Annotated in this window: 16 protein-coding genes and 3 pseudogenes; 14 read left to right on the top strand and 5 right to left on the bottom strand. The window is 71.3% G+C overall.

The genetic code is table 11. The features are described from left to right. Positions 1-24 precede the first annotated feature (24 nt). A complete protein-coding gene (locus ACFYOH_RS42030) occupies positions 25-1,680 on the bottom strand; it encodes a penicillin-binding transpeptidase domain-containing protein (RefSeq protein WP_388636910.1) in 1,656 nt (551 codons plus the stop codon). A 250-nt stretch (positions 1,681-1,930) separates the two neighbouring features. Between ACFYOH_RS42030 and ACFYOH_RS42025 the strand changes: the two are divergent. From ACFYOH_RS42025 to ACFYOH_RS42005, 5 genes and pseudogenes are all read left to right on the top strand, one after another. Beyond that, positions 1,931-2,260: pseudogene (locus tag ACFYOH_RS42025) on the top strand (DUF5010 domain-containing protein); the annotation flags it as partial. 67 nt (positions 2,261-2,327) lie between these two features. Continuing rightward, positions 2,328-3,002: pseudogene (locus ACFYOH_RS42020) on the top strand (DUF5010 domain-containing protein); the annotation flags it as partial. Continuing rightward, positions 2,996-3,082, top strand: a pseudogene (locus ACFYOH_RS42015) (hypothetical protein); the annotation flags it as partial. The pseudogenes ACFYOH_RS42020 and ACFYOH_RS42015, both read left to right, overlap by 7 nt. A gap of 148 nt (positions 3,083-3,230) precedes the next feature. After that, on the top strand, positions 3,231-3,659 hold the full coding sequence (locus ACFYOH_RS42010; RefSeq protein ID WP_388636907.1) for a carbohydrate-binding domain-containing protein: 429 nt from the start codon (positions 3,231-3,233) through the stop codon (positions 3,657-3,659). After that, on the top strand, positions 3,644-3,901 hold the full coding sequence (locus tag ACFYOH_RS42005; protein WP_388636925.1) for an RICIN domain-containing protein: 258 nt from the start codon (positions 3,644-3,646) through the stop codon (positions 3,899-3,901). The genes ACFYOH_RS42010 and ACFYOH_RS42005 overlap by 16 nt, the downstream gene beginning before the upstream one ends. Positions 3,902-4,037: 136 nt before the next feature. Here the strand turns inward: ACFYOH_RS42005 and ACFYOH_RS42000 are convergent, their stop codons facing one another. The 3 genes from ACFYOH_RS42000 to ACFYOH_RS41990 all read right to left on the bottom strand — a co-directional run bounded on the left by ACFYOH_RS42000 (position 4,038) and on the right by ACFYOH_RS41990 (position 12,334). Then, positions 4,038-7,370 (bottom strand): right-handed parallel beta-helix repeat-containing protein, encoded by a 3,333-nt coding sequence (locus ACFYOH_RS42000; protein ID WP_388636904.1) that lies wholly within the window; start codon positions 7,368-7,370, stop codon positions 4,038-4,040. A gap of 185 nt (positions 7,371-7,555) precedes the next feature. Further along, positions 7,556-8,926 carry a hypothetical protein gene (locus tag ACFYOH_RS41995; RefSeq protein ID WP_388636901.1) on the bottom strand — a complete coding sequence of 457 codons (1,371 nt, stop codon included), beginning with the start codon at positions 8,924-8,926 and terminating at the stop codon, positions 7,556-7,558. A 183-nt stretch (positions 8,927-9,109) separates the two neighbouring features. After that, positions 9,110-12,334 (bottom strand): hypothetical protein, encoded by a 3,225-nt coding sequence (locus tag ACFYOH_RS41990; protein ID WP_388636898.1) that lies wholly within the window; start codon positions 12,332-12,334, stop codon positions 9,110-9,112. A 642-nt stretch (positions 12,335-12,976) separates the two neighbouring features. On the opposite strand from ACFYOH_RS41990, the gene ACFYOH_RS41985 reads away from it, so the two are divergent. After that, positions 12,977-14,266, top strand: a complete 1,290-nt coding sequence (locus tag ACFYOH_RS41985; RefSeq protein ID WP_388636895.1) for a S8 family serine peptidase — start codon at positions 12,977-12,979, stop codon at positions 14,264-14,266. 122 nt (positions 14,267-14,388) lie between these two features. Here the strand turns inward: ACFYOH_RS41985 and eccCa are convergent, their stop codons facing one another. Then, entirely contained in the window at positions 14,389-18,429 is a 4,041-nt protein-coding gene (eccCa, locus tag ACFYOH_RS41980; RefSeq protein WP_388636892.1) for a type VII secretion protein EccCa, read from the bottom strand. 382 nt (positions 18,430-18,811) lie between these two features. Between eccCa and eccD the strand changes: the two genes are divergently transcribed. The 8 genes from eccD to ACFYOH_RS41940 all read left to right on the top strand — a co-directional run bounded on the left by eccD (position 18,812) and on the right by ACFYOH_RS41940 (position 26,856). Next, positions 18,812-20,203 (top strand): type VII secretion integral membrane protein EccD, encoded by a 1,392-nt coding sequence (eccD, locus tag ACFYOH_RS41975; RefSeq protein ID WP_388636889.1) that lies wholly within the window; start codon positions 18,812-18,814, stop codon positions 20,201-20,203. A gap of 19 nt (positions 20,204-20,222) precedes the next feature. Beyond that, complete coding sequence (eccB, locus tag ACFYOH_RS41970; protein ID WP_388636887.1) at positions 20,223-21,746, top strand: type VII secretion protein EccB; 1,524 nt, start codon at positions 20,223-20,225, stop codon at positions 21,744-21,746. Between the two features lie 161 nt (positions 21,747-21,907). After that, positions 21,908-22,261, top strand: a complete 354-nt coding sequence (locus ACFYOH_RS41965; RefSeq protein ID WP_388636884.1) for a hypothetical protein — start codon at positions 21,908-21,910, stop codon at positions 22,259-22,261. Positions 22,262-22,332: 71 nt separating this feature from the next. Further along, positions 22,333-22,638 (top strand): WXG100 family type VII secretion target, encoded by a 306-nt coding sequence (locus tag ACFYOH_RS41960; protein WP_388636881.1) that lies wholly within the window; start codon positions 22,333-22,335, stop codon positions 22,636-22,638. A gap of 41 nt (positions 22,639-22,679) precedes the next feature. After that, the gene (locus ACFYOH_RS41955) at positions 22,680-23,147 is read left to right on the top strand and encodes a type VII secretion system-associated protein (protein ID WP_388636878.1); all 468 of its coding nucleotides are present in this window, start codon (positions 22,680-22,682) and stop codon (positions 23,145-23,147) included. 77 nt (positions 23,148-23,224) lie between these two features. Beyond that, positions 23,225-26,038, top strand: a complete 2,814-nt coding sequence (locus ACFYOH_RS41950; RefSeq protein WP_388636875.1) for an AAWKG family protein — start codon at positions 23,225-23,227, stop codon at positions 26,036-26,038. 40 nt (positions 26,039-26,078) lie between these two features. Next, positions 26,079-26,501, top strand: a complete 423-nt coding sequence (locus ACFYOH_RS41945) for a YbaB/EbfC family nucleoid-associated protein (RefSeq protein WP_388636872.1) — start codon at positions 26,079-26,081, stop codon at positions 26,499-26,501. After that, entirely contained in the window at positions 26,494-26,856 is a 363-nt protein-coding gene (locus tag ACFYOH_RS41940) for a hypothetical protein (protein WP_388636869.1), read from the top strand. The genes ACFYOH_RS41945 and ACFYOH_RS41940 overlap by 8 nt, the downstream gene beginning before the upstream one ends. The last annotated feature ends 107 nt before the right edge of the window (positions 26,857-26,963 follow it).

The following is a 26,963-nucleotide window of genomic DNA, read 5'->3' as shown; positions in this document are numbered from 1 at the left end:
CCCGGTCACCGGCGTGACGGGGCGTCAGTCCTCCGCCAGCAAGCGCTGGACGACGTATCCGGCGGAGTCCACCCCGGTGCTGCCGCCTTCCACCAGGGCGGCGACCGCGTAGCGCGAGTCGTACGCGGTCAGCCAGCCGTTGGTGTGATCGCCCTCCTCGGCGGTACCTGTCTTCGCGCCGACGCCCGGCAGTCCTGCCAGCCGCGGTGCCGCCGTACCCGAGGTGGCCACACCGCGCATCATCGACTGCAGATATCCCGCCGTGCGGGGGCTGATGGGGCGCGGCGCGGTCTGCTGGTGCTGCCCGGGCAGGATGACCGGCTGCTCGAAGCCCGCGTTGCGGACGGTCGCCGCCACCGAAGCCATGAACAGAGGTGTGGCGGTCACCTTGCCCTGGCCGATGAACTGGGCGGCCTGGTCGCCGCCCCGGACGTCGGGCGGGATGCTCGGGTCGGTGGTGGCGACGCCGCCGCCGATGGACCAGCTGCCCATGCCGAAGACGTTCACGGCCTCGTCGTGCAGGGCGGAGGCGTCCCCGTCGTGCACGAGGTAGTGGAAGCCGTCCTTGATGAAGGAGGTGTTGCAGGACACGGTGAAGCCCTGGGCGAGCGTGGAACCGGGATTGGCCTGCACGCCGGGATCGTTGTGGAAGACCTGGCCGTTGGCGGCGAGCGAGTCCGTGCAGGGGGCGCCACTGGTGGGAGTCAGGCCCGCCTGGTCCATCAGCGCCGCCGAAGTAATGATCTTCATGGTCGAGCCCGGGGACTTGATGCCGTCGATGGCGATGTCACCGTCGGCGCCGGTGTGCGCCAGGGCGAGGATGTGGCCGTTGTGCCAGTCGAGCGTCACGGACCCCGCGGGCTTCCCCTTGAGGTGGGAGTCCTTCACGGCCTCCTCGGCGACCGACTGCAGTCGGGCGTCGATGGTGGTGGTGACGACCGGCGTCGTCCCTCTGGTGAAGATCTTCAGCGCTTTGACGCCTGCCCCGTACCGGTCGGTCACCGCGATGCCCGTGCCGATGTTCTTCTCGCCGGGTTCGGCGTTCTTGCCGATCGTCGCCGTGATGTTCCGCAGGGACGGGAACGCGGACAGGTCCGTCGTCCCGTCGGCGGCGACGACCTTGGGCTTGATCGCGCCGGGCGGCAGGTCGCCCGCGGTCAGCGACTGGTCCTCGCCCAGGCCCGGATAGAGCACGGAGTTGTTCCAGTGGACGGCCATCACCCCGCCGGTGGTCTGCCGCACCGCGACCGCGCTCGGATAGCTCCAGGTGCCGCCCGGGGTCTGCACGGTGACGTCGAAGGTGACCTTGGCCGCCCCCTTCGTCACCGCTGAGGGACCCGCGCCGAGAATGTTCTGGAACGACACCTTCTTCAGGTGCAGGCCGTTCGTGTACCCCCGCAGGGCCGGAGCGGCCGCGTTCGGGAGGTCGGTCCGGCTCGCCGAGTCGGCGAACCGTCGCCGGGACCAGTCGTCCAGGAAGGTGCGGGCGAACTCGACCGCTTTCCCCTCGGACGGCGGTGTGGTCGAGACCGCCGCCGGGTCGAAGCCCGGTGCCTTCGTCCCGAAGGCGAACACGGAGCCCGGACTCGGTCCGCCGGCGAGCTTGTAGGCATACATCCCGCCCGCGACGAGGAGTGCCGCACCGGACGTGGCAAGGCCGATCTTCGCAATTCTGTTCATGCGAAGGATCTTAGGCATGACATGTGTGTCGGAGGTTTCCAGGCGCTGGAGGCGGTGTGAGGAGCGGGTGTGACCGGATGTTACAGCTGTCGGTGCATACGTATATCCCAGTGCGTGGCAGGATCCCACCATGGCCCCGCACGGCGGCGAAGGGCATGGTCCGCAGGGCACAAGTCCCACATGTCCCAAAATCCGGGTGATGACTGCTGAGAGGTTTTGCAGACATGCGTGAACATGGCCTTCGAAGAGGTTGCCGCAGAAGACTCCTGCCCGCCTTCGCGCTGATGGCCTCCCTCGCCGGGATCGGTCTGGCGGCCTCCCTCGAGGGGTCCGCCGGTGTCACGACGACGTCCACGGTGGCCGACACGGGCGGCTCGGTCTGTCGCACCGTGCCGCCGGGGCGACCGGGGCCCTGGGCGTTACCTTCGGTTTCGACACCAGAACACTGGCAGGCGGTCCGTACGACAACCAGGGCAACCAGATCTACAAGCTGCCCCTCTACCAGGCGGCCCGCGGAACGACCGACCGGTTCTGGGACAACTACGTGGCGGAACTGGTGACCGCTGGCATCGACTTCGTCGCGGTAGCACACGCGGACACGTCCCGGGCTCCACCGTGCCCAACGGAGGCGGGGATCCGCGCGCCTCACCCAACTGGTGGACGCGATCGACCGTGGCGGGTACGCTGGCAAGCTCAAGATCGCCGCCTTCGACGACACACCGGCTTCCATGACGGACAAGAAGAACCGGATCAAGCACAACACCGGCGGCTACACGCCGGTCTTCGACATGGCGGACGCGACCGGCTCCGGTGAAGGCGGCTACCAGTACCCCTGGGACAACGACCTGAGGTCGTACTTCCAGTCGATCCCGGACGACATGCTCTACAAGGTGAACGGGCAGCCGCTTGTCTACCTCTGGTCCGACAACGCCTTCGCCTTCACCGGCCAGGGCAACGGCAACTCCGCAGCCATGCTCACGTACGTGCGCTCCCACGCGCAGTCCGAGTTCGGCCAGAACCTGTACTTCGTCGTCGACAACAGCTGGCTGAAGAACGACCCGGCGGTCCCGGCCGTCGTGAACGGGGCGAACAGCTGGTTCGGCGTGCCCAGTCCGGCGTACACCAACCAGACCTTCAACGGCGGGTCGTACGGCGTCGCCGTGCCGGGCTTCCATTTCGTGGCGGATACGAGCAACATGGTCATCGACCCGGATCACGGGAAGACCCTGGTCATCAACCTCAAAGCCACCGTCGGCAGCGGCGCCAAGGTCACCCTGGTCGAGGGCTCCACCGACTGGCAGGAGGGCGCCGGTCTGTGGCGAACCGAAAACGCCCCCCCTACAGCACGGCGCAGCGCGACTACCCGAACCAGGACATCAACATCCTGCGCAGGTACTCGAGCAACCCGTTCCCCGCCGGCATAGTCCTGCAGGCCGAATCGGGCGACGCGGTCAATGACACGACGACGGGCAACCTATGGAACGTCTACCGCGGCGACGACCTCGACGTACAGCCGACCACCGACACGGGCGGCGGCTGGAACGTCGGCAGTGTCGGTGGTCGGCGAATGGCAGCAGTGGAACGAAGTGCCGATGCAGGGCACCGAGAACCTGAAGATCCGCGTTGCCACCCCGAACTCCGTAGCCCAGCTGAAGTTCGTCATCGACTGCGTTGCCGGACGCGTCGTCGACGTACCCGCCACCGGGGGCTGGCAGACCTGGCAGACCGTCGACGCGGGGAGCTTCCAGTTCTCCCCGGGCACCTACCACACCGTGCAGATCCAGCAGGTGACCGGCGGCGAGGACATCAACTGGTGGCAGGCCGTGTGGACCACCGAGCCGACGGGGCGGATCACCGGCTACGGCGGCAAGTGCGTCGACGACGCCGGGGCCAAGACCACCGACGGCACCGCCATCCAGTTGTGGACGTGCAACGGCACGGGAGCGCAGAACTGGACCAGGAGGTGGATGGCAGCCTGAAGGTGCTGGGCAAGTACATGGACGTCACCGACGGCGGTACGACCGACGGCATCGAGGTGCAGCTCTCCACGTGCAGCGGCGCCACCTCCCAGCAGTGGCGGCCGGGCGGCTCCGGGAGCTTGGCCAACGTGAAGTCGGGCCGGTGTCTCGACGCGACGGGGCCGAGCTCGGACGACGGCACGCGTCTGCAGATCTGGGACTGCTCGGGCAGCGCCAACCAGAGGTGGACCCTGCCGAGCTGACCGAGGCCGTCAGCGCCCGGCCGGAAGCAGACCGGTCGCGTCTGCTTCCGAGCGTTTCTCAGGGGCTGTGGGCGGACCGCCGCCGCGGTCCGCCCACAGTCGTCGGCACGGGAGATGCGGTGCCGGCCGCGGCAGGTCAGCCCGTGATGGCGACCTCGGGCAGATCCTCCGGGAGCAGGGTGGTGAGGTCCTTCAGATCGGGAGCCGCGATGGTGCCGAGCCGTCCGGCCTGCCGGGTCATCATTCCCTCGACCAGCTGCCGGGCCAGCCGGGCATTGCCGAAGGACCGGTTGCGAGGCACACCGTCCAAGTGGGCCCGCAGGGCCTCCACTGTCTGCGGCAGACACACGTATCCAGCCGTCGTGGTCTGCTCCTCGATGATCGCCAGCAGCTCGTCGGTCGAATAGTTCTCGAACGTCACCCGGCGGGAGAAACGCGACGCCAAACCCGGGTTGGAGTCCAGGAACCGCTCCATCTCGACCGGATAGCCCGCCACGATCACGACCACCTCGCCCCGGTGGTCCTCCATCAACTTCAGCAGGGTGTCCACGGCCTCCCGGCCGAAGTCTTGCGGTGCGTTCTCCGGCGTCAGAGTGTACGCCTCGTCGATGAACAGCACGCCGCCCATGGCCTGTTCGAACTTCTCGGTGGTGAGCTGGGCGGTGTGGCCGATGTACCGGCCGACCAGGTCCGCGCGGGCCACCTCGACCAGCTGCCCTCGCGGCAGCACCCCGAACGAGCGCAGCAGTTCGGCGTACAGCCGGGCCACTGTCGTCTTACCGGTACCGGGCGGACCGGAGAACACCAGATGGTGGCTGACCGGCGGGGTCGGAAGACCCATCGCCGCACGCTGTCGGTACGCGCTGAGCAGATCGACGATGCCGCCGACCTCGCGCTTGACGGCCCCCAGACCGGTCATCGCCCTCAGCCGCGCGAGCGCGTCGGAGTCACCGGGGGTCTTCACCTCGTCGGTACGCACCTCCCGCGCCTCGTCGGCGCCGACGTCCTCCGGCACCATCATCATCAGGTCCGCCTCGCCGGCCTCCGGCAGGGTGGCCAGCCGCAGCGACTGGCGGTCGACCATCTCCTCGAAGACCTGCCGTGCGGCGCGGGCGTTGCCGAAGGTCGCGTCGCGACGCATCCGCGAGAAACGCAGTTCCAGCGCCCTCAGGGCCAGCGGGTCGAGGACGTAGCGGTGGGAGGTACACATCTTCTCGGTGATGGTCACCAGCTCCTGCACCGAGTAGTTCTCGAACTCGATGCTGCGGGTGAAGCGGGAGGCCATACCGGGGTTGGCCGCCAGGAAGTCGTCCATCTCCTTCGGGTAACCGGCGACGATCACCACCGTGTCGTCGCGGTGGTCCTCGATGAGCTTGACGAGGGTGTCGATGGCCTCCTGCCCGAAGTCCGCGCCGGAGCCCTTGCTGTCCGAGAGCAGCGTGTACGCCTCGTCGATGAACAGCACGCCGCCCATCGCCCGTTCGAACACCTCGGCGGTCTTGATCGCCGTACCGCCGATCACCTGCGCGACCAGATCAGCGCGCGACACCTCGACGATGTGGCCGGAGGACAGCATCCCGAGCGAGGCAAGGATGCCGCCGTAAAGCCGGGCCACGGTGGTCTTGCCTGTGCCGGGCGGACCCGTGAAGACCAGGTGCCGGCTCATCGGCGGTGCGGGAATGCCGAGCTGGGCCCGCCGCTGGGCGAGCTTGCCCAGACTGACGAGCATGCTGACCTGCTCCTTGACGTTCGCCAGGCCGATCAGCTCGTTCAGCTCGCCGAGCAGGCCGCCCTCCTCCGCGCCGCCCTCCTGTCCAGCACCCTCCGTGCCCGTGGTGCCGTCGGCGGACGTCTCGCCCTCGGCGGGCGCCTCGGTGCCCGAGTCGGGTGTCTTGTTGTCGGAGCTGGTCAGCCCGGAGAGGGTGAACCAGGGGCCGGGCCGGGAGTTCTTCAGTCCCGCCCCGCGATTCGAGCGCACCGTGCAGTCGGTGACCTCCGTCGGTTCACCGGTCTCGATCCGGATGCCGTCGCCGACGTTGCCGCTGAACTCGCAGGACTTCAGGGCCGCCCGGCCGCCCGCGCCGACCAGCGCGCCGTGGCCGCCGGAACCGAGTACACGGGAGCGTACGAGCGTCAGCTCGCCCTTGCCCTCCACCGCCGCCCCGGACGCCGAGGAACCGGAGATCTCGCAGTCGCGCAGCGTGCCAAGCCCCTCGGGACCCACCGAGACACCGGACTTGCCCGCACCGCGCAGCGCGGAGTTGCCGACGTGCGGGTTGCCCTCCCGGTCGATCCGCAGCGCGTGCCCGGTGCAGTCACCGATCTCGCAGTCCTCGAAGCGGCCGCGCCCGCGGTCGGCGACCTGGATGCCGTTCCCGCGCGCCTCCGTGATCCGCGCCCTGCGCAGCAGCGGGTTGGCACCCGAGGTGACCGACACCCCGATACCGCCCGCCCGCAGGACGTCCAGGTGGTCGAACTCGGCGACGCACTCCTCGGCCAGCAGCACACCGGTGTCCCTGCTGTCGGTGACCCGCGTGCCGGTGAAGGACGGCGTACTGGACTCGGCGACGTGCACGGCGGGCTGCTCGGCGGCGTGGAAGACGCAGTTGACGAAGTGGCCGCGCGAACGGCCGGTGACGTAGAGCCCGCTGCCGTGCGTGCCGGAGGTCTCGCAGTACGACAGCTGCGGGTCGGCGCGGTCGGCCACCACGAAACCGTGGCCGCGCGAGTCGTGCACCTGCACGTGCGTCAGCTCGGTGCGGGTGGAACTGGCCAGGTACACGCCCACCGCGCAGTCACGGACGGTGGTGCGGGCCACCTTCAGCGTGGTGCTGCCCTCCAGCGCGACGCCCGGCTTGTCCGTGGCGGAGATCTCGCAGTCCTCCAGCACCCCCCGCGACTGCCCGTTGGCCAGGACGCCGTTGCCGCGCGCCTCGCGCATACGGCAGTTGCGCAGGGTCACCCGGCCGTCCTCGCTGATGACGACCGCCGAGGTGCCGAGGTTCTCGATAAGGCAGTCCTCGATCACGCTGCCCGTCGTGCTTGCCTCCACCACGCCGGCGCCCACCGGGTTGCTGATCCGGCACGAGCGCATTGCCAGCGAACCGCTGCCGCGGCTGAGCAGCGCGGTCCACCCGGTGCCGAGGATCTCGCACCCGTCCAGGGCGACCTGGCCGCGTACCGCGTCGATCACCGGGAGTTCGCCGTCGCCGCCGCGCAGCAGCAGGTCGGTGAGCATCACGGCGTCGGCGGCCAGCGTGACGGCCGCGCCGCTCGCCGGGGCGATCTCGACGCTGCCGCGAGGGCCGTCGGCAACGATGGTGACGCGGGTCTGCACGACCAGCGTCTCCTGGTAGCGGCCGGGCCGGACGTTGATGATGGTGCCGGGGCGGGCGTCGGCCAGCGCGGCGCCGATCGTCGGGTAGTCGCTGCCGCCCTCCTGGCCGACGGTGATCAACTGGCGTACCACGCTCGCTCCTTTCCGGGGATCGGTTCAGTCCGGCCGTGGGCCGGACTCCTTGACACTCCGACGCCTTGGGCGCTCTGCGCGCTCTGCATGACGATGTACCTGCTTCGAATGTGGCTGCTGTGCCGTGTGTTCCGCCCTCTGCGGAGGGCGGAACACACGGCGGACCCGGCTGTGGCCGGCCGTGCTCAGTGCTGGGTTCCGGCCGCCCAGAGGGTCTGGCCGCTGGGAGCGAGGATCGTGACGTTCCCGTCGTTCTGGAGGACCAACTGCGCGTCGCTGTGACCGCCCGTGCCGGAGTGCCACAGCGTCGTGTGGTCCGGGGAGCGCACGACGAGGTCGCCGTCCGCCTCGAAGACCGCGAAGTTGCCCTGGCCCGTGGTGTGGGAGGACCAGCGCACCATGCCGTTCTCGTCCGAGATGACGAGGTCGCCGTCCTCGTGCACGGTCAGGCGCGTCCGGGTGGTGGCTACGCTCTCGCCGCTGTGCAGCACGGTCGCGCCGCCGACGACCTTGGTGCTCCACCCCGGGGCGGCCATCCGGTCGGCTGGTCCAGGAGGCGCGGCCGGCGTGCCCGCCTCGGCCGGGACCGCCGGGACGGACGGGACGGCTGCGCCGCCTGAAGCGGCGTTGAGAGCCGGGACGGTCGTCGCGATCTGATCCGGAACGGCCGGAACACCCGGATCCGCAGGGACCGTCGGGACGGACGCCGCGGGCCGGGCGGGGGTCGTCGGGGGGTGCGCTGGCGCGGTGGTCCTGACGGCCTGGACCACGGCCGCCGGGACGGTCTTGGCAGGAGCCGTTGCGCTGTGCGCGGTGCTCGAAGCGGTCTTCGTCACCGCCGTGAGCACTGTCCTGGCCGCGGAGGCCGCCACGGCGGTGTGGCCGTGGTCCACGGCCGCCGTGACGTGGCTGCCGTGGGCGTGCCCGGCCACCGCCGTCCGCGCGGGCACGGCCGCGCCGGCCCCCACCGCACCCGTGGCCGCCCGCACATGGTGCGTGGGGTGGGCCGCCCGGGAGTCCTCCGCCGCGGAGACCGCGGCGGGCACGTCCGGCTCCTGGACCACGGGGAGAATACCCCCCGCCCCGGAGCCGTGACCGCCGCCGGCCCGCAGGTGTTGGACCGGCATGTGCGTGGAGAAGCCGTCGGAGTGGCTGCCGGACCCGCCGCCCGGCTGCGCGGCCACCGGGTCCGGCAGGTCCTGGCCGTCGGACTGCGTCATGTGGTCCTTGCCGTTCGAGGCCAGGAACGGCGTGGCGGCGATCACCGCGCCCGCGACCGCCGCCGCGACCAGAAACGGGCGGTGCGGGGTCCGGGACGCCGGCCGTGCTCCGGACCGCGGCGGGTTCGCGGCGGCGGCCGCGACGGCTTCGGACGCGTCGGCCTCCGCCGTGTCGCCTTCCGCCCCGCCGCGCGGGCGCCATTGGGCCGCGGGGCTGGCCTGCTCGGGTTCGGGAATCGCCGGGGCCGCGGCGAGCGCGAGCGCCGTCTGCCGGTCGGTGGCCGCCGCCAGCGGGTCGGCGGGCGCGAAGGAGCCCATGCCGGCGCCGTCGGGCATCGGCAGTGCCGTGGCACGGCGTATCAGAGGTGCCTGCGCGGGGCGCGCGGCGCCGGCGGTTGTGGTCGGCTGACCACCGGAAACTGGGACTCGGCGGGACATTGGGGCTCCTGTCGCTCGTCACACTGATGAGTGGGGAGTTGCGGGTGTCGGGAGGTGATGGGACGGCCGTCGGACACGTGGTCAGGGGAGTGCCCCCGAGGGGGTGGCGGGATACGTTCCGTCGGACGCGCCGCTGTTCGGGGTGTGTTCCTGGCCGTCGGCGGTGGCGGCAGCTTCCAGTGCGTGCAGCCGCTCGAGGGCCGCCACGTCCGCGTCGGTCAGCCGCCCGGAGTCGTCGGCCGGGGCGTGTTCGGGCAGTTCGCGCAGCAGCGCGACGGTGGCCGCCCCGCCCTGCTCCCTCACCTCCAGGACCCGGAACCGGGTGCCCGGGGCGAACAGCACGTGGTTGGGGCCGCCGAGGGCATCGGAGTCGGCCAGTGCCCCGGTGCGACGTCCGGTCGCCGACCAGATGAGGCAGTGACCGGCGGCGGGCAGCGCCTGCGTACGGTCCACCGCGCGGGCCAGGACGGGCATGGCGTCGCCCAGATCGCGACCGGCGGTCGCGTCGGCCGCCAGGAGCGCGCCGAGCATCCCGCCGGTGTGCAGGGCCGCGGCCCGGTAGGAGGGCAGGCGGCGCAGTCCCGACGCCAGGCAGCGCAGGAACGACAGGGCCTCGTTGTCGGCCCCGGCCAGCCACGCGCGAAGCCGCCCGTCGGCCGGCTCCGTGAGATACGCGTGGACGGCGGCCAGGTCGGCCGACGACGCGGCGAACTCCTCCCCGGTCCGCAGCCCGGGCATCCGGGTCAGGGTGCGGGAGACCGAGGTGCTGTGCCGGTCCCACATGTCGCCGAGACATGTGCGGAGCGTGTCGCGGTCTGCTGGTGTGCTGCGGTGTGAGGGCAGCACGGGCAGGTCGGCGGCGCCGAGCAGGGTCCCGCCGGTGGTGGACACCACCGGCGTCCCGGCGGCCGGGTCGGGTTCGCGGCCTCCGCGCCGGGTGGCCTGCGGCTGGGCGCTGGGGTCGCAAGGGGAGAGGGAGGGGGTGTTCTCCGGGCGGACCTCGGCAGCGGGCACGGTCCGCGGGTGACCGCCGGCTGGTTCCGCGCCGGCGGTCGTGCGGTCGCCGAAGGCCGCTCCTGCGCCGGTTCCGGCACCCATTCCGGTTTCGGCTCCGGTACCGGAACCGCCGGACGCCTCGTCGTCGCCGGTGCCCGCGCCCGCCTCGGTCCAACTCGACGCGGTGGCCCGCTGTGTGACGGGCGCGAACCAGTCGGGGGCCGGTGAAACGGGGGTGTGGGGAGCCGGGTCCGTACCGCCGGGCGTGCCCGGGGTCTGCTCGGTGCGCTCCGTGCCGGAGGCGGGGGAGGGGGAGGGGGAGGGGTGAGGGCCGAGCCCGCCTGCGGACGGGGTCGCCGCGGGATCCGGTCCGTGCGGCGGCAGGGCCTCGCCTGTACGGTTCGCGATGTCGTCTCGGCCGGTGTGGTGCGCGATGTGGGCGCTGCTCGGGGTGTTCGCGTCCCAGCCGGTGGCGAAGGTGTCCGGCGGTGCGGTCGGCGCCGTGTGCGCGGAGTTCTCCGCCCGCACGGGGCCGTTTTCCCATCCGCTGCCGTCGTCGCCCGTCGGGGCGGTGACGCGCGGCTCGGCCGCGACGCGCTCAGGGCCGTGGGCAGCCGCCGGGATTCCCGAGTCTGCCGTGGCCGCCGGGGCCTGCACCGAGGCCGCCGGTGAGGGGAGGGTCCAGGGGACCGGTTGCAAAGGCGCGGTGTTCATGGCCGACGGCTGCCAGGCCGGGCGCGGGCCGGTGCCCGCCGCGCCGCCGCCGGAAGACGTCATGGTGCTGAGCGGACGTGCCGGGTCCGGTGCTTCGGTCCAGGAGGCGGCAGCGCCCGCCTGGGACTCCGTCGTCTCCCTTGTCTCACCGGTGTCCCACTCCGTCGCGTGCCCTGTCGTGGCTGCCGGCGGGTGGGACGGGAGGTGCGCGGCGGCGTCCGGAGCGGACTGCGCTCGCTGCGGCATGAGGGAGAACTCGTGCCGTACGGCGAGTCGGCGCAGGGAGTCGCCGCCGGTGGTGCCCAGGACGCCGTGCACATGGACCATGGCACGGCTGCGCACGTCGGCGTCCATGGCCTCGAACAGGCTGTCCAGGACCGGCCAGAACGACTGGTCGAGCGCCCGGCCCGGCAGCCCGAGGTCGACAGCCGCCACATCGGGGTCGGCCGGCCGAGCTGCGACATCCGGCGGTGGCTGGTTACCGCGCTGGCCGATCCACAGTCCGGACGGCGTCGCCGTGACCTGCCAGCGCCGGTCGAGCAGCCAGACACCCGGCCCGTCGCCGTCGCTCAGCCCGGCCATCGGAGCGCGGCACACCTCCGTGCGCGGCGCGGGCCGTTGCCCGTCCCTGGCGGGCAGACACGTGACGGCCTGCACGTACGGGCGCCAGGACGGCACACCATCGGCACCGATCAGCCACGGCGTCGTCGCGGCACCGTCCGGCGTCGCGCCGTCCATGATCAGCGGCACACCGTTGGCCACCTCGATCTCGGTGCCCAGAAGGTCCGCCACCGCCTGACCGGCCGCCAGTACGTCCCGCCCGTCGGGGGACAGCAGCCGCAGGGACCTGCGGACGGGACCCGGCAGCGCGGCGACTACGTCGGCCAGCGCGTCGGGCGGAACCGGAGGTGTCCCCGGCGCCCCCACCAGGACCAGGGGCCGGCGCGGGTCCGGCGGCACCGCATAGCAAAGCGCGTCCACACCGGTCGCAGGGGCGTCGGCGGACTGGACGACGAGCCCGGCGGGCACCGGCTCGACCACGTACCCGGGAGCGACGTCCCGGTCGAGCCGCTCCAGTGCGGACTCCCAGTCGGGGACCGGCAACCGGGTGCCGACGCGTTGCGGGACCACCCCGGCGGAGAAGTGCCACCAGCCGCCCGGGGCGTCGGGCAGTTCGGGCGAGAACAGTGTGCCGTCCGGCACGACGACTGCGGCGCCGGCGGTGGCGAAGACATCGACGCCCCAGTACGAGCAGATGCGGCGGGCCACCGAGTGCTGTCCGCCCTCCTCGTCGGCCCCGGCGGACATCACCAGTCGCACCACACGCACACCGGCCTCGACGCTCTCGTCGAGAATCGGCGCGAGCCGCTCGCACAGGGCGTCGCCTCCGCCGTCCCCCAGAACGGTTCCCACCAGCACGGTGAGCTGTTCCGGCCCGGGCGGCCCGAGCCACTCGGCCAGCTCGGTGAGCCGCGCCAGCGGCCGCCTGCCGGTGTGCACCAGGTGGACGCCCGTGCCGCCGTCGGACACCACGAGCTCCGAGGAACCGGCGGGGTCGGCGTGCGTGATCCGGCGGCGGGCGCCGCGTCGGATCATCGCGTGCTCCGCGCAGGGATCGTGGTCATGCGGTCCTCGCAGCCTGTGGTCGCGTCGGGTCGATGGCATCGCGACGGACCCCCATCCTGTAGGGGGGTTCCGAGCGGTGTTCGCCGACCGCGCCAGGCCGGGGAGCAGGTGGGTAGCCGCCTGCTTTCGCGGGGCCGCGTGCGTGGACCGTGCCGATCGGCCTTCTCACGCGTCCCTTCGACCGGAAGATTACCCGCCGTCGCAGGCAGGAGGCGAGGAAGTCGCTTCACGGTTCAGGAACGATCCGCACGATCACGCGCGAACCGGCGCACCGCTGCACGGGCCGGGCCTCGCACATCGGACCGCCGGCCCACGGCTGTGCCCCCGCCCGCCGGATCGTCGTACCGCCGCCCCACACATCCACTCAGCGGCCCCTAAAACCCGGACCCGAAACCTCGAACCCAGATACCTCGACCCCCCGAAACCTCGAACCGTAAAACCCCGGACCGCCCGTCCCGAGGGCGGAGCGGCCGAGTAACATGACGCGACGCCCGGCGGTCAGCCGGCGACTTCACCGACCAGCGGCCGCCGCGCCCCCGGTGGCGACAGCGCGCTCGCCGCGTGTCCCCGTGACGGGCGCCGACCGGTCGCCATCCCCAGGGATACGACGACATGAACCGCATCATCCTTGTCCCTCGCGGGAACCGGGCCGCGGGCATACCGCGTCCGCACCCCCGCGCCCGCCGGCTCGTCGCGGTCGCATCCGTGCTCGGCACGGCGCTCACGTTGCTGGCGCCCGCCGTCGCGGCGGCCGACTCCAGTCCGGCGGGAGCCGCTTCGTCCGCCTCGCCGGGCTCCGTACGGCTGCCGGTGATGCCGTCGTCGCTCACCTCCGGCGACTCCGAGTGCACCAAGCCGTCCAAGGTGCACCTGGACGCGGTCCCTTGGGCACAGCAGAGTCTGGGGCTGGGGCGGGTCGGCCGCTACACCGGGGGCGCCGGGGTCACCGTGGGCGTGGTGGACACCGGTGTCGCACCGGACGCCCGGCGGCTCGGCGGACGGGTCGAGGCCGACGGCGCGGCGGCCGAGGACTGTGTGGGGCATGGCACGTTCGTGGCCGGCCTGATCGCGGCCTCGCTCAGCCCGAACGGCGGACTGTCCGGCGTCGCGCCCGAAGCGCGGATCGTCGCCGAACGCGGCACCGACCGGTCCGGCATCGCCACCGCCGCAGGGGTCGCCCAGGGCATCAGGGACGCGGTGCAATCAGGCGCGACGGTGGTGGACGTCTCGGCGGCCCTCCCCGCGCCGACGCCCGAGCTGACCGCGGCGCTGGCCTTCGCGGCCGGCCACGACGCCCTGGTGGTGGCGCCCGCGGCACCCGACGGCACAGCCGACGAAAGCGGCCCGGGCAGCGCCGCGGCACCCGCGGCCTACTGGCCGGCCTCCGCCGACGGGGTGCTCTCGGTCCTGGACGTGGACATCGACGGCGCCCGCGCGCAGGACGCCTACGTCCCGCGCCACGCCGACCTGGCGGCGCCCGGCAGCGGCGTGACGGGCATCGGCCCCAGGGGCTCGGGCCTCTACATCGGCAACGGCCCGTCGTTGGCGGCGGCCTTCGTGTCCGGCGCAGCCGCCCTGGTGCGCGCGCACCAGCCAGGGCTCACCGCCGCCCAGGTGGCGGCGCGGCTCAGGGCCACCGCGGCGCCCGCCGCGGTTCCCCTGCTTGACCCGTACAACGCGCTGAGCGCGGTACTGCCGACGGTTCGGTCCGCGCCCGGTCACGCCGACGGTTCGGTCCACCTGGCGGCGCCCGCGCACGACAGCGGGACCGTGCGCAACGCCGTGCTGCTGGGCGCGGGCTGTGCCCTGCTGGCGGCTTCGGTGGGAGCGGCGGCCGCGCTGGCGCGGGTCCGCAGGTCGCGCCGCGCGGCGGGTAGCCCGGCCCGGCACCACACGGTGTGAGTCGCGGCCGCTGTCACAGGTGTGCGTGGCGGCCGCGACCACAGGTGTGAACCGCGGCCCGGCCCGGTCCGGGAGGTCCCGGGCCGGGCCGCGGTGTCCAGCACGGCCCCCCGTGCCCGGCGTCAGGACGCGGTGCTGGCCTCGGCGTCCTCCAGCAGCGCCGTCTGGATCTGCACCGTGCTGCGGCGCGTGATGTAGTTGCCACGGCCGGGCGGGAACAGGCGCGGCTTGACGTTGCCGAACACATACCCCTCGGTGGGCGGGCAGGACAGCAGCAGGCCGGGGGAGTTGACCTCCAGCATGCGCCTGATCAGCGGGTCGTTGATACCGCGCAGGGAGCCCGCCGCCGATCGTGTGACGATCATGTGCAGGCCCACCTCGTAGCCCAGCGGAAGGTGTTCGAGCAGCGGCTCGAAGACGGTGCGCATCGGGGTGGCGACCAGGTCGTAGTCGTCGACCAGTACGAACAGCCGTGGTCCCGCCCACCAGTCGGCCAGCCGCATCCGGGCCGGCTCGATGTCCTGCCCGGGGGTGCGGGTCTTCAGGGCCCGGCCCACGCCGCTGACCAGTTCCTCCAGCTGGTCGTTCGAGACCGCGTGGCCGAGCTGGTACTCCTTCGGCACCGCCTCGACCAGTTCCCGTCGGAAGTCGACCACCAGGATCCGGGCCTCGGCCGGGGTGAACCGCTCGGTCACGGACTTGGCGACCAGCCTCAGCAGGTTGGTCTTGCCCGACTCGCTGTCGCCGAAGGCCACCAGGTGCGGGGTCTCGGCGAAGTTCTGCCACGCCGGGGCCAGTTCGTTCTCCTCCACACCGAGCGGGATGCGGAACCGGTCGCCCTGGGCGGGAACCGGCAGTTCCGAGGCGCGCAGCACCGCGGGGAGCATGCGGACCGGCGGAGCCTTCGGACCGGCCCAGTTGTCGGCGATCGCCGACACCAGATCGGCGACGCCCTCGCCGAGGTCCGCCGCGTCCTCGGTGCCGTCGATGCGCGGCAGCGCGGTCAGGTAGTGCAGCTTTTCCGGCGTCAGACCGCGGCCGGGAAGCCGGGGGACCGACTTCGCCATCCGCATGTCGATCATGGAGTCGATGGGGTCGCCCATGCGCAGCTCCAGCTTGGCCGACTGGTCGCGGACCGCTGCGACCAGCTCCGTCCACCGGGTGGTGGAGGTCACCAGGTGGATGCCGTAGCTCAGGCCGCGCGCGGCGATCTGGCTGATCCCGGCCACGCTGTCCTGCATTTCCTGCCGCACCGTCTGCCAGCCGTCGATGACCAGGAAGACGTCGCCGTGCTCCTCGTCGGGGAACTCCCCAGCCGCCCGCCGGCGCCGCAGCGTGGCCATCGAGTCGATGCCGTGGTCCAGGAAGAACTGCTCCCGGTGGGCGAGCAGGGTGGCCATCTCGGCCAGCGTCCTGGCCACCCGCTCGGTCTCCAGACGACCCGCGACCCCGCCGACGTGCGGCAGCCCGCTCAGTCCGGACAGCGTGCCGCCACCGAAGTCGAGACAGTAGAACTGCACTTCACGCGGCGTGTGGGTGAGGGCCAGCGCAGTGATCAGGGTACGTATCAGCGTCGATTTGCCGCTCTGCGGACCGCCCGCGATGGCCACGTGGCCGCCCGCGCCGTCGAGCTCGACGGTGAGCAGGTCGCGTACCTGCTCGAACGGCCGGTCCACGATGCCCACCGGCACCTTCAGACGGCCGCGGCCCTGCCAGTCCGCCGTGGTGAGACCGAATCGCGGGTCCGACACGAGCGGCGGCAGCAACTGGTCCAGGGTGGGCGGGGCGCCCAGCGGCGGCAGCCACACCTGGTAGGCGGGCGGACCCGAGGCGCGCAGCTTGTCGAGGGCCACCGCCATCAAGCTGGTGCCGTCCTCGTCCGCGCCGTCCTTGTCGGGCACCGGCGCCACCGGTGCCTGGCGGGCGTTGACCCACTCACTGGTCCACGGCATGACCTGCCCGGCGACCTGCTCCTGCGCCAGCACGCCCACCCGCTGGCGGTACGCGCCCGACACATAGGCGGCCCGGAACCGGGTCAGCGGCTCGATGCCGCTCTTGAGGTAGCCGTTGCCGGGCTGCGACGGCAGCTCGTAGGCGTCCGGCACACCCAGTACGCCGCGGCTCTCCATCGCCGAGAACGTCCGCAGACCGATCCGGTACGACAGGTGGCTCTCCAACTGGTGCATGCGGCCCTCGTCCAGGCGCTGCGAGGCGAGCAGCAGATGCACGCCGAGCGACCGGCCGAGCCGGCCGATCATCACGAACAGGTCCATGAACTCGCGGTGCGCGGCGAGCAGTTCGCTGAACTCGTCGACGACCACCAGCAGGCTCGGGAGCGGGGCCAGCGGCACACCGGAGGCCCGCGCCTTCTCGTAGTCCAGCGCCGAGGTGTAGTTGCCCGCACTGCGCAGCAGCTCCTGGCGGCGCATCATCTCGCCGCGCAGGGCGTCCTGCATGCGGGAGACCAGCGCGGCCTCGTCGGCCAGGTTGGTGATCACCGCGGAGGTGTGCGGGAGTTCGTCGAACCCCAGGAACGTCGCGCCGCCCTTGAAGTCGACGAGCACGAAGTTGAGCGCCTTGGAGGAGTGCGTCAGGGCCAGGGCGAGCACCAGGGTGCGCAGCAGCTCGCTCTTGCCGGAGCCGGTGGCGCCGATGAGCATGCCGTGCGGGCCCATGCCGTCCTGCGCGGACTCCTTGAGGTCGAGCTCGACCGGACGGCCGTCGGCGCCCACCGCGATCGGCACCCGCAGCCGCTCGGCCTGGGACGTGCGGCTGCCCCAGTATGCGTCGGGGGAGAAACGGTGCAGGTCGGGGATGCCCAGCAGGCTGGTGAGCTGGACGTCGCTGGTCAGCGGCTGCGCCGCTTCCGCGGTGGTGCCGGTGCGCATCGGTGCCAGCGTCATGGCCAGCGCGCGGGCCGCGGCCGGCCCGAGCCGGTCCGCGTGGCCCAGCGGGACGGCGGTCTCCTTGCGGCTGCGGTCGGTACGGACGATCTTGACCTCGTCGTGGTGGGCCGCCGTCTCCTCACCGGCTTCCTCGCCGGCGGTCGCGCTCCCGGCATCCTCCGGGGCCTCGACCAGGAGGCGCAGTACTGTGCGGCCGGGCCGCCAGGACAGGCCGTCGGACACGTCGAGCACCACCGCGTTGCGCATGCCCGCCCGGTCGAAGCGGTGCCCGGAGGGCACCTGACCGCCGTCCAGGACGACCACCAGGTACGGCTCGTCCTTCGTCGGCGAGGCCCCCGGCTCGAACGCGGTCCGCTCGGTGAGCTCCTCGCCGAGCAGGTCGTCGAGCTCGCTGAGGCTGGAGGCGACCAGCCGGGCCGGGCCCGCGCCGTCCGTGGCGTGCGGGTGCAGGGCGTGCGGGAGCCACTTGGCCCATTCCCACTCGGCGCGGTTCTCCGGCGCGAGGCAGAACGCGATCAACAGGTCCTGCGGGGCGTGCAGCACGGCCAGCTGCGCGACCAAGGCGCGCACCGTGCCCAGCACCTTCTCCCGCTCGCCGCGCAGCAGCACCCGCGCCCAGGACCGCAGGAAGATCGCGATGGGCTGCTCGGGCACCGTCGAGTAGGCGTTGATGAAGGCTCGCAGCGCGTGCGCGGTCAACGGGTCGAGGTCCTCCACCGGCTTGGTCGCCTTGTTGGCCAGCCGCAACGCGAGTCTCTGCTCGCCGACCGCGATCCGGACCTCGGCGAAGTCGTCGTCCGTGGTGCGGCGCTCCCACAGCCTGGAGGTGCGCGCGAACGACCACAGCGACTGCGGGGCCGGGTGCTTCCACGCCAGCGAGCGCTGCTGGTCGACGATCGCGGCCCGTACTTTGCGCCGCGTCCCGGCCAGGTAGCGAAGGTAGTCGCGGCGTACCCCCTGGAGTTTCTGTTTGCGGTCGCTGCCGGACTTGACCAGCTGGCCGACCAGCATGGTGACCATCGACAGCAGCATGAGGCCGACCACCAGGTAGATGATCGGGCCGGAGCCTTTGCCCAGCCGCGTGTACAGCAGCACCATCGCGATGGACATGCCCGCCATCGGCAGGTAGTTCATCATGTTGGCGCCCGAGGCGGGCGCCGTCTCCGAGAGCGTCGGCGGCTCCTGGAGCGCCAGCTCGCCCTCGGGCATGTCGGGGCCGCGGCGACGGGCCGGCCTGCGGAAGACAACCACGCTCAACGGGAGCACTCCTTCAAGCTGTGCACGGGTGAACACCGGGGCCACAGCGGAAGTGAGCGGCCTCGGCGGCGAGAGCGCCGCGGGACGTCGGGCCCGCGGCTGCCTGGCGGGCCCGCGCCAGGGCCGCGATCGGCGACGGAGCCGGTGAAAGGCCGTTGAGGGCCGGGCTCCGGTGATACACGATAGACAGGCGTGAGAGTATCTGCCCTCGGCGGTCCTGACGAAGGCACTCGGCAGCCCTCGGACACCGCACGCTGCAACCGGCACGCTGGCGCGCGTGGAGCAGCTTCCCCGTGTCACACCCACCTCGCAACGGCCGCGACACGCTTTCAGCCCGTATCCCCGCCGCGGTCGCAAACGTTTCCGGAAGGCTGTTGGCCCTATGAGCGAAAGCCAGGTGAACGGGCTGTGCCGTCTCACGGTGCGCGCCCCTGACAAGACCCTGGATCTGACCGTCCCCGCGGACATCCCGATCGCCGACCTGCTCCCGGTGATCGCCGACCACGCGGGCAGCCATCTGGCGGAGGAGGGCCTCGAGCACGGCGGCTGGGCCCTGCAGCGCATATGCGGCGAGCCCCTCGACATCGAGGGGACGGCGGCCTCCCTGGAACTGCGCGACGGCGAGACCCTGTTGCTGCGCCCCCAGGTCGAGACGCTGCCACCGGTTCGCTACGACAGCCTGCTGGAGGCCGTGTCCGCGACCGTCCGCGATCTGCCGCACCCGTGGACGCCGCAGACCAGCCGGTGGCTGCTGCGGCTGCTGACCGCGGCTGCGCTGATCGGCTGCCTCGTCCTGCTCGCCGCCTCCGGCGCGGCCCCGGCGGACCGGATCGCGCTGGCGGCAGGGGCCGCCATGCTGGCCCTGTCCGGGGCCGGCGCGGCCGCGCGCATCCTCGACGACCCGCCGGGCGGCGTGCTGTTCGCCGTGCTGGGCGCGGCCTTCTTCGCACTGTGCGGTGTGCTCCTCGTCGGCGGCGGCCAGGACGGCGACCATGGCGCTGGCGCACGGCTCCTGGCCGCGGGTGCGGCCGGCAGCGTCGGGCTCGTGCTGGCCTCCACCGCGGTCGCCGCGTATCCGGCGGTGTTCGCCGCCGGGGGGGTGTTCGGCGGGGCCGCGGTGCTCGGCGGGGCGCTGATGATGGCGCTGGACGTGTCCTTCGCGCAGGCGGCGGCCGCCGTCGCGCTGGCCGCGGTGGTGCTGGGCGCGTTCATCCCGATGATGTCCTTCTCCCTCGCCGGCCTGCGGCTGCCGCCGCTGCCCACCAACCCCCAGCAGCTGCAGGAGGGCATCGAACCGCGCTCCGAGGCCGACGTCAGGGTGGGCGGAGAGGCCGTCGACCGGTGGATGACCGCCCTGTACGCGGCCGTGGGCGTGGTGTGCGCCGCCAGCCTGGTCGTCATGGCACAGCGTCCGCGCCTGCCCGAGGTGGTCGCCGCTCTGCTGCTCGCCCTGCTGCTCGCCCTGCACGGCCGTGGCCTGGGCACCTCCTGGCAGCGGTACGCGCTGGCCGTGCCCGCGGGACTGGGCACCGTGCTGCTCGTCGTCGAGGCGGCGCTCCGGCACGGCGGCGGCGGTGAACTGCTCGGCGCGGCCGTGCTGCTGGCTGCCGCCGCACTGACCGCGATCGTGTCCTGGACGGTGCCCGGCCGCCGCGTGCTGCCGCACTGGGGCCGCGCCGGCGACCTCCTGCAGTCGACCGCCGCCCTGGCGCTGCTGCCCGCCACGCTGTGGGTCCTCGATGTCTACCACCGCTTGCGCGGCCTGAACGGCTGAACCGGAAGGACCCGTCATCATGCAGTCCCGACGCGATCAGGTACAGGCCCACCAGTTCCTGGTCTCCCGCCTGACCTCCGGTCTCCTGCGCTCGGACCCCGACGTCGCGGAGTCGCCCACCCGGCGCACCAACCGCGGCATGGCCTACGGCCTCGTGGTCGGCGTGGTGGCCTCGGCTGGCTTCCTGCTCTTCGGCCTGCTCTCGCCCGGCGGCAATACCTCCTGGCAGAGCGGCCACTCCCTGATCATCGAGAAGGGCACCGGCACCCGCTACGTCTACGACGGGCGGCTGCGCCCGATCCGCAACTACCCGTCGGCGCGGCTCCTGCTGGGAGCCGACATGACCACCGACTCCGTGTCGGCCGGATCGCTCGCCGGCGCCCCGCACGGCAGCCCGGTCGGCATTCCCGGCGCGCCCGACGCGCTGCCCGCCGCCGAACAGGTCGGCGCGGGTGCCTGGCAGGTGTGCGCCACCGCCCGCACCGGGCGCGACGGCGTCCGCAAAGCGGTCACCGTGCTCGGCGTGAACGTCGCCCAGGAAGGGGTCGGTGTCCAGGGCGACCAGGGCGTCCTGGCCGCCGGGCCCGACGGCGGCACCTACCTGCTCTGGCAGGACAACCGGTTCCGGCTCACCGGCGGCTCGAGCGCCGTCGCCGCACTCGGCTACGGCGGCACCAAACCGCTGCCGGTCTCCGCGGCGTTCCTCGACTCGGTGCCGGCCGGCCCCGACCTCGTCGCGCCGACTGTCGACGGCGCCGGCAACGCCGGGCCAACGCTGGACGGCCGCGAGACACGTGTCGGCCAGGTGTTCGTCGTGCAGACACCCGGCTCCGTGCCGCAGTACTACCTGCTCGGCGGCGACGGCCTGGTCCCGCTCACCGCCACCCAGGCATCACTCGCCCTGGTGAGCCCCACCACCCGCGTCAAGGCCTACGCGGGCCGGCCCCCGACGCAACTGCCCCTGTCGGCCCAGGCACTGAGCGGTGCGCTGGCCCCGCAGGGCTCCGCTGCCGCCGCTACCGTGCGGCAGGCGGGCTCCGAACTGCCGCCCGCCCCACCGAGGCTGGCGGCCGTGGGCGACACCGACGGCGTGTGCGTCAGGCTGGAGGCGCAGGGCATGTCGGGCGTCCAGCTGAGTCTGACGCTCGTCCCCGCGGCCGAGTTCGGCGCGCGCGCCCTGCCGCCCGCGAAGGCGACCGTGCCCGCCTGCCTGGCCGTCGACGCGATCGAGGTGCCGCCGAACGGCGGCAGCCTCGTCCGCGCGCTGAGCAGCGGGGGCGCCGCCGCCGGCACGGGCGTCTACCTGGTCACCGACACCGGCGTGAAGTACCGCGTGCCCAGCACCGACGCGGCCAAGGACCTCGGTTACGACCTCGCGGCCGCCCAGGGGCTCCCTGCGTCGCTGCTGGCCATGCTTCCCACCGGCCCTGACCTTTCCCCGGCGGCCGCGGCCGCGGGGACGGCGACGGCCACGGGTGTCCCCTCCTGCGGGGTCGAACGGGGCGGGTCCGCGGGTGCGGGAAGCACGTCGAAAAAAGCGTGAACAAAGCGCGCCCGCCGTTCCGTCTACCTAGTGCGGGGTTCCCACCGGCGCCACGGCGGGGGCCTCTCACGAAGTACGTATCTGCCCTTACACGTCCGGTCGACATGCCGAGGAGACCGGACGGGAACCTGCGCACGCGATCCGCTTCAAGGAGAGATCACATGACGACGCCTGCGGACCAGAGGTCAAGCAGTGCCACATTCGGCCAGACCATTCAGATTCTGGAGGCCACCAAGGGCTCGCTGAGCGGAACGAGGTCGGAGGTCTCCTCCAGGGTGGCCGACCTTGCTCCTCACTACATGGCGGAGGACGGCAACGCCTTCCAGAGGCTCATGGTGGACTGGGAGGAGCAGGTCATGGTTCTCGAGAACACCTGCCAGGAGCTGATCGAGCACCTGGGCGACACGAACGTGCGCGCTGCCGCGGCCAACAGCCAGGCTCTGTCGAACGTCCGGGCCCAGGAGACCCGCGTCTCCGGTTCGGGCAGCAGCGCGTACACGACCATGATGGGCTGACGCCCGGTCCCCGCGGCAGCTTCGCGTCCATCCCCCGACTACTCGCATCACGCATTCAAGGAGAAGTGGCCATGGCCGACGGCGAGATCTTCATCAACCATGATCATGTAGCAACGTTCGTCCAAGACATGGGGCAGGCCACTCAGAGGGTCCGTCAGATCATTGACGATCTCCAGCAGCAGCTGGCGCCCAAAGTGGCCCACTGGTCCGGTGCGGACAAGGACTTCTACCACCAGGTCCAGCAGCGCTGGAACGACGAGGTCGCGAACCTCGGCCAGATCCTCGCGGGCCACGCCCAGGTCGTCGACGAGAACTCGGCGAACTACAAGCTCACGGAGAAGCAGAGCGCGGAAGCTTTCGCGGAAGTCCGTTTCTGACCCCGGCCGGCTTGAGCCGCACCCCCTAGGAGACGCGCCCCATGGCCGACGCAAGCCTGACCAAACTGGACGCGACCGCGCTCCAGGCGTTCATCGACACCGATCTCTCGCACTTCCTCACTGACATTGAGCACCTGCGAGCCCCGGGCCAGACCCCCTTGGCCCTCTACGACGTCGGTAATGGGCATCCCCTCGTGCTGGGAAACCTGGAGGGCGACGACAACACCGGCGGCAAGAACCTGGTCACCAACACCAAGACCGCCGCGACCGCCATCGACGCCGTGCTCAACAAGCACAAGACGGCGTTCACGAACCTCAAGAGCGAACTGCACACCATCATCACGACGATGTTGAAGACGAAGGACCAGAACCTTCAGTCCATCGAAGCCCAGAAGTTCCTGAAGGGGATCAGCGGCTACGAGAAGAGCGTGGACGACGGCGGGACCAGCGGCAACCTGCCGTCCAACGGTGACAACCTGCCGCTGACGGGTGGCAATTCCAAACCCTGAGATCCCCGAGACTTGACCCTCGAGTCAGCTGATCATCTGAGCTGTCCGAAGAAGCCGGCCTGCGGAGCGCGACAACCATGGCAATAGACAACTGGGAAAACATCATCAATCAGGTGACCGGTTGGCACATGCGTAAGCGGGACGACATCACGGGCATCAAGGGGAAAAGCGGCGCGCCCTGGGTCGAGATCGAGGTGCAGAAGCGCGGGCGGATCGACAGCATGGACGATCTGCAGCTTCACCAGCAGGACAATGGGAATGGCTGGCACCTGGAGTTCTTCGTGCTCGAGGGGTCGGATGTCCACAAGTACCAGGTGGACATCACGTATGCCGATCTCTTTCCCGGTTCCGAGTACTGGAAGCAGGCGGAGACCGCGCTGTCGAGTCTGCTGCACGCGCCCTTCACCTCGATCGTCGCAGGCAGTCTCGTGGCGGGGGCGCCGAGCATCACCGAGGGTGTCGACCTTCACTCGTTCCCGGTGACGGCGGCGTCCTTCGATGCAGCGGGTGACTTCTTCAAGAAACACACCGAGACCGTGCAGGACTGGCTGCACCAGCTCGGCAGCGAGGACGCGGCGTGGAAGGGCAACGCGGCGGGTGTCTTCTGGCATCTGATCGACGACCTGCACAGCAAGTACGACGGCTACACGACGCAGTTGCGGCCTGCAGGGTTCGCTCCGCAGCACACGTCGCCGTCCACGGGCAAGCAGAGCACCACGCTGCACGGGGACAACCTGATCGGTGCCGAGGTCTCCCTGTACCAGACCTACCAGGACCTCTACGCCGCCTACGAGAACTTCTTCTGGCAGCACGCCAGCCCCGTCCCCCTGCACTTGCCGGACGGCAGCTCGTCGTCCGCCCAGATCCCGGCCGACCCCAGCGACATCCTCAACCAGGTCTTCGACTCCATCACACACTGGATCGCGACCTACAACGCCCCCTACGTACGGGGCAGGCTGGCCAAGTCGGGAAACGCATTCGGGGGCAGTGGACGCCTGAACGGCGCGGTCGCCATGCCGGGGTTTCATGATTCCACGTCGTACGGGCGCCTGGCGGACACTTCGCACTGGGCGGCTGCCGCTCAGGAGGCGGTGCGGCGGTGGACGTCGAATGTGCAGACCAATCTGGACGCGCCGGGTCACATCGCGGTGACCAAGCTCCAGCAGAGCTGGTCCCGTGTGCTGGACCCCAAGTGGGACAACGCCTTCACATTCACCGACACCTCGAACACGTCCCTGGCCCAGGAAGTTTTGGACGAAATGCCCAAGAACGGTCCGGACGGTGGTGGTCTGACCGGTCCGGACGGTGGTGGTCTGACCGGTCCGGACGGTGGTGGTCTGACCGGTCCGGACGGTGGTGGTCTGACCGGTCCGAACACTCTGCTCTCCGGTTCCGGCGGGAGTTCGCTGACCGGTCCGGACGGCGGTCTCAACGACCCCGGGGGCCTGACCGACCCGAACACCCTGCTCTCCGGTTCCGGCGGGAGTTCGCTGACCGGTCCGGACGGCGGTCTGACCGGCCTGGGCGGCAGCTCACTCACCGGTCCGGACGGTGGTCTGACGGGTCCGGATGGGTCGTCGGTGCTGACCGGGCTGCCGGTCAGCAACATCAACGGCAGTTCCACCACCTTCGGTCCCGGCGGGACCAGCACTACCACCTACCCCGACGGCAGCATCACCACCCGCAACGCCGACGGCAGCCTGACCACCAGGTTCCCCGATGGCACCACCCGCACTGTCAGCCCCGACGGCGACGTCACCACCACCGACGCCCAGGGCAACACCACCACCAGTCACCTCAAGCCCGGCCAGACGCTGAAGAACCCCGACGGCACCACCATCACCCGCAACGCCGACGGCAGCCTCACCCGGACCGGCACCGACGGATCGAAGACCACCACCTTCCCCAACGGCACCTCCGAGATCGTCGGCCCCGACGGCCAGACCCAGATCACCTCACCCGACGGGATCGTCTCCCACCTCAACCCCGACGGCAGCCTCACCACCGACTACCCCGGCCACGGCAGCACCACAGTCCACCCCAACGGCGACGTCACCACTACCGACGCCCAAGGCCACACCACCACCAGCCACCTCAAGACCGGCCAGTCTTTCACCAATCCGGACGGCTCCACCGTCACCGTCGACGGCAAGGGCGACATCACCACCCACTACCCCGACGGCAGCACCTCCACCCTGCACCCCGACGGGAAGATCACCACCACCGCCGCCCCCCACACCACCACCGGCCCTGGCGGCACCACCAACCTCCCCAAACTCCCGAACATCCCCACCACAACCCACCTGCCCGGCGGCGGATCCATCACGACCCACCCCGACGGCACCACCCACACCGCCTTCCCCGACGGCAGCTCTCTCGTCACCAGCTCCAACGGCAACTACCAGGCCCTGCCCAGCCCCGGCACCACCTCAGCCGGCGCAGGCGCCGCCACCGCCGCAGCCGGTGCAGGAGCCGCAGCGGGCGCGGGAGCAGGCGCGGTGGCGGGGGTGTCCGACAGCCAGAACGCCATGGGCCTGCTCTCGCCCATGATGATGATGGCCGGCATGAGCCGCATGGGAGGCCAGCAAGGCGGCGGCAACAGCGCCGGCGAACGCGTCCGCGAGACCTACGACGACAAGGACACCGACGGCGCCTACCTCCACAACGGCCTCCTCACCCAGAACAACACCCCCACCCCCGAGGAATACGAAGAAGAAGAGTCCGACTCCGAGGAACTCCTCGGCCCCCGCCGCCCCGCCACCGAATCCCCCTACGGACCAACCCGCACCCCCCGGATGAGCACACAAAGCACATCCACCTCCTGGGCCGCCGACGAAGACGACGTCTGGGGCACCGAAGAAGGCGGCCTCCCCGCCTCCATCGGCCACTGACCCCACCCACCCAGACCGGCACGACATGGGAGCACCATTGATGGACAACTCACCGCAGCAGCAACTCCAGCAGGTCATGGCGGAGTTCGCCAAGCAGCACAAAGAACTGATCGAGGCGAAGGACCGGGTGGCGGCCATCTCGGTGACCGCGAGGTCCAAGGACGGCGCCGTGGAGGTCACGGTCGGCGCCCAGGGGAACGCTTCCGGCCTGCGCTTCCGCAACAACAAGTTTCAGAGCATGTCCGGGCAGGCGCTGGCCGCCAGCGTGCTGGAGGCCCTGACCCTTGCCAGGAACGAGGCCACCACGCGCGCCGAGGCGATTTTCGAAGGTGTGTCGGGAGTGAGGCCGAGCGCCCCTGGCTCGAGCGTGCTCGACCGCGTCGACTTCGACAGGCTCCTGGACCCCAACGGCTTGGACGAGGTGCTGGCACCGCGTCGCAAGGGAGGTGCCGAACGTGGCTGACGACGGCACGTTCGTCGCGGACGCTGGTCAGATCCAGGCAGGTGGCGGAGCCACCGGCTCGGTCGCCGACCACGTACGGAACATTTCGGAGCAATACACGGCGGTCATGCGCTGGGATCCGCAGAACCCGCCGTGGGGCAACGACGCCGGCGGGCGCCAGTTCGGCGCGTCGTTCGGCGGCCATGTCGCGTCGCTGCGCCAGGGCGTCAACGCGCTGTACAACGCGGTCAATAGTGCGGCGGATCTGACCTTGAACTCCGGCAAGAAGTTCCAGACAGCGAAAGACGACGCCCTCACCAACGTCACGAACGCAGGCGGTGGCAAGGGCAGCGGACGTAAGGGCAGCGGGCGATAGTTCGTGCAGGAGGAGCCTTGGTACAACGGGATCGTTGTATTTCTGACTGGTATGAACGTTCCGTTGGGGTCGTCGGAGCGTATGTATCAGGAGGTGCAGGTTCCGCA

Origin of the sequence: Streptomyces sp. NPDC007856 (genome assembly GCF_042868225.1) — a bacterium.
Taxonomy (GTDB): domain Bacteria; phylum Actinomycetota; class Actinomycetes; order Streptomycetales; family Streptomycetaceae; genus Streptomyces.
Note: the sequence above shows the minus strand (reverse complement) of the source record. Positions and strands in the feature narration are given on the sequence as shown.

Coding starts and splice junctions, on each gene's coding strand:
- ACFYOH_RS42030 (WP_388636910.1), bottom strand. CDS start 1,680: ATGAACAGAATTGCGAAGATCGGCCTTGCCACGTCCGGTGCGGCACTC.
- ACFYOH_RS41995 (WP_388636901.1), bottom strand. CDS start 8,926: ATGCCCGACGGCGCCGGCATGGGCTCCTTCGCGCCCGCCGACCCGCTG.
- ACFYOH_RS41990 (WP_388636898.1), bottom strand. CDS start 12,334: ATGATCCGACGCGGCGCCCGCCGCCGGATCACGCACGCCGACCCCGCC.
- ACFYOH_RS41985 (WP_388636895.1), top strand. CDS start 12,977: ATGAACCGCATCATCCTTGTCCCTCGCGGGAACCGGGCCGCGGGCATA.
- eccD (WP_388636889.1), top strand. CDS start 18,812: ATGAGCGAAAGCCAGGTGAACGGGCTGTGCCGTCTCACGGTGCGCGCC.
- eccB (WP_388636887.1), top strand. CDS start 20,223: ATGCAGTCCCGACGCGATCAGGTACAGGCCCACCAGTTCCTGGTCTCC.
- ACFYOH_RS41965 (WP_388636884.1), top strand. CDS start 21,908: ATGACGACGCCTGCGGACCAGAGGTCAAGCAGTGCCACATTCGGCCAG.
- ACFYOH_RS41960 (WP_388636881.1), top strand. CDS start 22,333: ATGGCCGACGGCGAGATCTTCATCAACCATGATCATGTAGCAACGTTC.
- ACFYOH_RS41955 (WP_388636878.1), top strand. CDS start 22,680: ATGGCCGACGCAAGCCTGACCAAACTGGACGCGACCGCGCTCCAGGCG.
- ACFYOH_RS41950 (WP_388636875.1), top strand. CDS start 23,225: ATGGCAATAGACAACTGGGAAAACATCATCAATCAGGTGACCGGTTGG.
- ACFYOH_RS41945 (WP_388636872.1), top strand. CDS start 26,079: ATGGACAACTCACCGCAGCAGCAACTCCAGCAGGTCATGGCGGAGTTC.